Origin of the sequence: Candidatus Nitrosopumilus salarius BD31 (assembly GCF_000242875.2) — an archaeon.
GTDB lineage: Archaea > Thermoproteota > Nitrososphaeria > Nitrososphaerales > Nitrosopumilaceae > Nitrosopumilus > Nitrosopumilus salarius.
Genome location: NZ_AEXL02000056.1, coordinates 1 through 4,732, shown reverse-complemented (window position 1 = coordinate 4,732; position 4,732 = coordinate 1). Strand labels below are relative to the sequence as shown.

At 34.0% G+C, this 4,732-nt stretch carries 6 protein-coding genes and 1 pseudogene; 5 read left to right on the top strand and 2 right to left on the bottom strand.

Annotation, left to right across the window (positions count from 1 at the left end; genetic code table 11):
- The 3 genes from BD31_RS02460 to BD31_RS02450 form a co-directional block, all read left to right on the top strand.
- Positions 1 to 318, top strand: a 318-nt coding sequence (locus BD31_RS02460; protein ID WP_008298032.1) for a His/Gly/Thr/Pro-type tRNA ligase C-terminal domain-containing protein, incomplete at its 5' end; no start/stop codon positions are given.
- A 2-nt stretch (positions 319 to 320) separates the two neighbouring features.
- Positions 321 to 1,196 carry an agmatinase gene (speB, locus tag BD31_RS02455; RefSeq protein ID WP_008298043.1) on the top strand — a complete coding sequence of 292 codons (876 nt, stop codon included), beginning with the start codon at positions 321 to 323 and terminating at the stop codon, positions 1,194 to 1,196.
- Between the two features lie 239 nt (positions 1,197 to 1,435).
- Positions 1,436 to 2,014 (top strand): CDP-alcohol phosphatidyltransferase family protein, encoded by a 579-nt coding sequence (locus BD31_RS02450; protein ID WP_008298029.1) that lies wholly within the window; start codon positions 1,436 to 1,438, stop codon positions 2,012 to 2,014.
- Here the strand turns inward: BD31_RS02450 and BD31_RS02445 are convergent.
- Positions 2,011 to 2,298, bottom strand: a complete 288-nt coding sequence (locus BD31_RS02445) for a 30S ribosomal protein S26e (RefSeq protein ID WP_008298041.1) — start codon at positions 2,296 to 2,298, stop codon at positions 2,011 to 2,013. The two genes, BD31_RS02450 and BD31_RS02445, sit on opposite strands and share 4 nt — an antisense overlap.
- A 387-nt stretch (positions 2,299 to 2,685) precedes the next feature.
- Here BD31_RS02445 and BD31_RS02440 point away from each other — a divergent pair, with 387 nt between their 5' ends.
- Together BD31_RS02440 and BD31_RS11085 are read left to right on the top strand one after the other, a co-directional pair.
- Positions 2,686 to 3,432: a PfkB family carbohydrate kinase gene (locus BD31_RS02440; RefSeq protein ID WP_008298038.1), complete on the top strand. Its 747-nt coding sequence runs from the start codon at positions 2,686 to 2,688 to the stop codon at positions 3,430 to 3,432.
- A gap of 40 nt (positions 3,433 to 3,472) precedes the next feature.
- Positions 3,473 to 4,470 (top strand): annotated as a pseudogene (locus BD31_RS11085) (sugar kinase).
- 2 nt (positions 4,471 to 4,472) lie between these two features.
- Here BD31_RS11085 and BD31_RS10000 read toward each other — a convergent pair.
- Positions 4,473 to 4,628 (bottom strand): hypothetical protein, encoded by a 156-nt coding sequence (locus BD31_RS10000; protein WP_008298045.1) that lies wholly within the window; start codon positions 4,626 to 4,628, stop codon positions 4,473 to 4,475.
- Between the last annotated feature and the right edge of the window lie 104 nt (positions 4,629 to 4,732).

Below are 4,732 nucleotides of genomic sequence, written 5' to 3'. Positions count from 1 at the left end.
GAGTTTAATGATTTTTGTGAAAATTTGGTTGATAAAATCGCTTCAAATGATGTACGTATAGATATTGACGATAGAAACGAGAGTATTGGAAAGAGAATTCGTGAGGCAGAAAAAGAATGGATTCGATATATTTTGGTAATTGGTGATAATGAAGCAAACTCCCAAAATTTAAGCATACGTGATAGACAAACTGGCAATGTTCGAGAACTGCCCTTTGATGATTTTCTAAATGAGATTAAAGAACAAACCAAAGGAAAACCATTCACTGGTTTGAATTTGCCGAAACATCTATCAAAGAGACCTCAATTGATGGTGTAAAAATGAGCTTTCTAGACTTATACCTGAACAAAAACCCCCTGATTACTGCGTCAGATGAGGATTCGGAACCTGTTGCAACCATTTTTGGTATTCCTTTTGATGCTACTCACTCTTACAAACCAGGTTGCAGGTTTGGGCCTGATGCAATTCGTGATTCATTTAACAATATTGAGATCTTTCATCCTGATCTTCAAGTGGATTTGGAGACCGTCAACATTGAAGATTTAGGAAATACCAGACATACTGTTGTTGCCTCAGAAATGGTTGATATGATAAAAAAAATTACCACCGAACTTGTTGCAAAAAAAAGACAATTATTCATTTTGGGAGGTGAGCATTCTATTACATATGGGACGTATACTAGTTTTCCAAAAGAAACTGGATATGTTGTGTTTGATGCTCATTATGATCTACGAGATGAATTCGCAGACATTAAACTAAGCCACGCATCATATCTTCGAAGAGTTGTAGAAGAAAGAGGCTCTGAAAATATCTTACATGTTGGTGCTAGAGCATTTGTTAAAGAAGAATTGGAGTTTCTCAAAGAAAACAATATCAAAACTATTACTGATAGACAAATCAGGGATGGAAAGGGTCCTCAACTTCTAAAAGACTATGTGTCAACATTTGACACTCTTTATTCTAGTTTTGATCTTGATGTGTTAGACCCTGCATATGCCCCAGGAGTTGGTAATCCTGAAGCTGTAGGAATGACCTCAAGAGAACTGTTTGATATGATTCATACATTTGAAGAAACAAAGGTTACTGGGGTAGATATAGTAGAGCTAAATCCCTATCATGATAATGGTGCAACTGCATCACTGGCTGCAAAAATAATTTCTACTCTAATTGCAATTAATTTATCTCAACTTAAATAATTAGCAACGTCCTAGCATTTACCAAAAATATTTTATCCCTACTGTAAACAAAATCCCGACTATGCTTATGACTCCGATCATAATTTTAAGCATAATCAATGATTAACATCATATCTTAATTACTTATTATTCTTTTCCACATTTATCTCTGTGATTTATGCCTAATTTTACAAATTTTGACTTAGTTTTTCATCAAGTTTCCTAATCACTTTATTAGATGGTGTAGTTGGGGATATCTCATGTTAAACAATTTGCGAGAATTTCTTAAACCCATACTTGAGAAATTGGGGAGAGGATTTGCTTCTACTGGATTATCTCCTAACTTTTGGACTGTCGTAGGACTTGTGTTTGCAATTACATCATCTATTGTTTACGGAATGGGAATTGAGTATGGGTTAATAATTGGTGGTATTTTGTTACTTGTTTCGGGATTCTTTGATATGGTTGATGGTCAGGTAGCGCGAGTCACTGGAAAGACATCCATTAAAGGATCATATCTTGATTCAATGTTTGATAAAATTGCAGAAGTTGCAATATTTTTAGGAATTTTGATTGGAGGATATGCAGAACCCTATCTTGTATTGCTTGCAATTACTTTGTCATTACTAGTAAGTTATGCTCGAGCAAAATCTGATGCTATTAACATAAAACTCCAAGGAATAGGAATTGGTGAAAGAGCAGAAAGATTATTGGCGATTGCAATAATTGGGATTATTGGATTTATGGAATATGCTGTAATTATAGTGGTGATAATTGCAGGAGTAACTTTAATCCAAAGAATGATTGTGACCGCAAAAAATATTCAAGAAAAAGACTAACGCAGCTTTCCACGTTTTCTTCTACTATCTTCTGATCTAATTTTTAGAATTTTAAAGTGAATTGCACATGAGATGCAATAATGTTTCAAAACTGTTGGTGATGCAATGTATGCGCCTTGTGCCCGTAGTTCTTTTGCCAATGTGTGTTCGACAAGATTTAATCTAGATGTGACTTTTTTTGCCTTATCTTTGGGAACTGTTTGTCCACAGTTTGTACATTGTACTGTACCTGAGGATCCTTTTCCTCCTTTTGTACGACCTCGACTTGCACGTTTAAGTGGCATGAACCTGAACAAATTTGCCTACTTATATTCTTGTAGGATGTTCGTAAAAAAATTGCTAATTTATGCCTATTCTAGGTCAAAACTCACTCTATGTTTTAATCTGAGATCGATTTATTTCATTTGATATCAGATGCGCGGTCTTTGTCATCATTGCTTTACCTCTGGGGTGGAAATTGAAGTAATCAAAGGTCGCATTCTTTGCAAACACTGCATTGAAAAAAATAATGCAAAAAACTAAATCCCAATGTAAGGAATAAAGTTAAATGAAATTGGCAATTTTTTTCCCACTGTGCAATAGATTCCATCCATCTAGAAAATCATACATATGAACAAATTGGTGGGGCTGCTTGTTATTGTGGGCTAACTGCACGTGAATTCAAATTTGATGTGGATTTGTTTACAAAATTTGGTCCTGATTTTCCAAAACAATATCTTACTCAAAATAAAATAAATTTCTCAAATTCCGAATCTAAAAAAAATACCACCAAATTCAATATTGTGATTACAGGATCTGATAGAGTTCTAAAACTTGAAAATGAATGTGATCCAATCAATTATTCCGGCATCAGTGCTGACGGACACCTTGTTAGTCCAATATATCATGAGATAACTAATGATGTTTTTAGAAAAATAAAAGATGATTCTAATTTTCTTTTTGTAGACCCTCAAGGCTTTTTGAGAAGAAAAGATTTGCAAAATAATATTTTTTTGGAAAAGACTGATCTTGATTTATCCAATGTTGATGCAATTAAAGTAAATCCTGAAGAATCTCAGAATATTGTTGATGGAACTCATGATGAAATGATGGTGGCATTACAGAAAAAAGGTGCCAAGTATGTCCTTTTGACAAACAAAGAAAACGTTTCTCTTTTAGTAAAAGACAAAGTGTATTCTATTGTTCTTCCAAACAAGCAAATTCATGATACCACTGGAATAGGTGATATCTTTTGTACTGCATTTCTCTGTACTATGCTCAAAGAGAAGGATTTTTTGTGGGCCTTGTGTTTTGCAGGCGGTGCTGCTCAAGCTGCACTTGATTCAAAAAATCTAGGCTTGCAAAAAATTCCTTCAAGAGGAACAATTCAAACAAACGCCTCATATTTTTATAATTTGGTAAAATTTCGAGACCTGTAATCCATCATTCTTTTATTGAACTGGATTGATTCATTCTTCTGTGCAAATAGGAATTTATGGATCAGGGACTACTGAATCTGCTGCAAAGACAATAAAGAAAATTCTTGATGATTCTGGAATTAAGTCATTTCCAATTGGAAAATCTAAGAATAAAGAATCTGACTGTGTTATCGTTTTAGGTGGTGATAAAGGTGTTAGAAATTATTTTCATAGAACATTTGATTCTACCTCACCTGTACTTGGAGTGAGTGAAGGTGAAGCAAGTGGATTTTTAGCTCAAGTTGAGTTAAGAGAATTTTCTGCATATGTTAACATTCTAAAAAACAAAATTATGCTGTTGAAGAAGTTCCTAGATTAGGGGTAAAGATTGACGGAAAAAATGTTTATCCTGTTCTAAATGATGTCGCAGTATTTTCATCAAAGAGTGCAATGCTGATGGAACATACTCTTAGAGTAAATGGAGATGAGGTATGGCACGATAACAGTGATGGAATAATTGTATCTACTCCGATTGGTTCTTCTGCATATTCAATGTCTGCTGGTGGGCCAGTTTTGTTTCAAGACTCTGCAGTATTTGAAATAATCTCTGTAAACTCACTTGATGTTACACGAAGGCCAATCATTGTATCTAACAAAAGTTCAATTGAGATTGATGATATCTCTGCTAGATTGCATTGTGAAGCTATTCTTGATGGCCTGGATAGATACAAAGTTAACAAAACTGTTGAATGCACTCAATTTTTTCCACCTGCAAAAATTATTCGATTAAAAAAAGACTCGACTGCAATTTCTGCTTTGGCAAAAAAAGTACATTTGGCTGAAGAATTACTTAGTATGCCTCCAAGCTCAAAACTGTTATTGAAGACATTGGAATATGAGGGGGCATTAACTCAAAAAGACTTGGCAAACAAAACATTACTTCCTGATAGGACTGTTAGACTTGCATTGAGTCATTTACTAAAGAAAGGATATGTGAAGAAAAAAGTGTCCATTAGAGATGCCAGACAGAAAATTTATGAAATATCTAGAATAGAGTAACTCTAAGATTCTTTTTTAGAAAATTTACTTGTATGTGATTGATCCTTTTCTGTAGCATCTATGACTCGATTTTGAATATTTTTTTCAAGACATTTTTGGGAACAAAATTCTTTTGTTCCAACCTCGTATTCAACACCGCATTCCTTACACTCTGTCATTGTTCATTTTTTTGAATGTTTTTTAAAGTATTTAGTTATGGTATATTTCCCAATTATGGGAATTTTCTCTTGAAATTCTGAACTATTTCTCTGAGGCTGCTTTT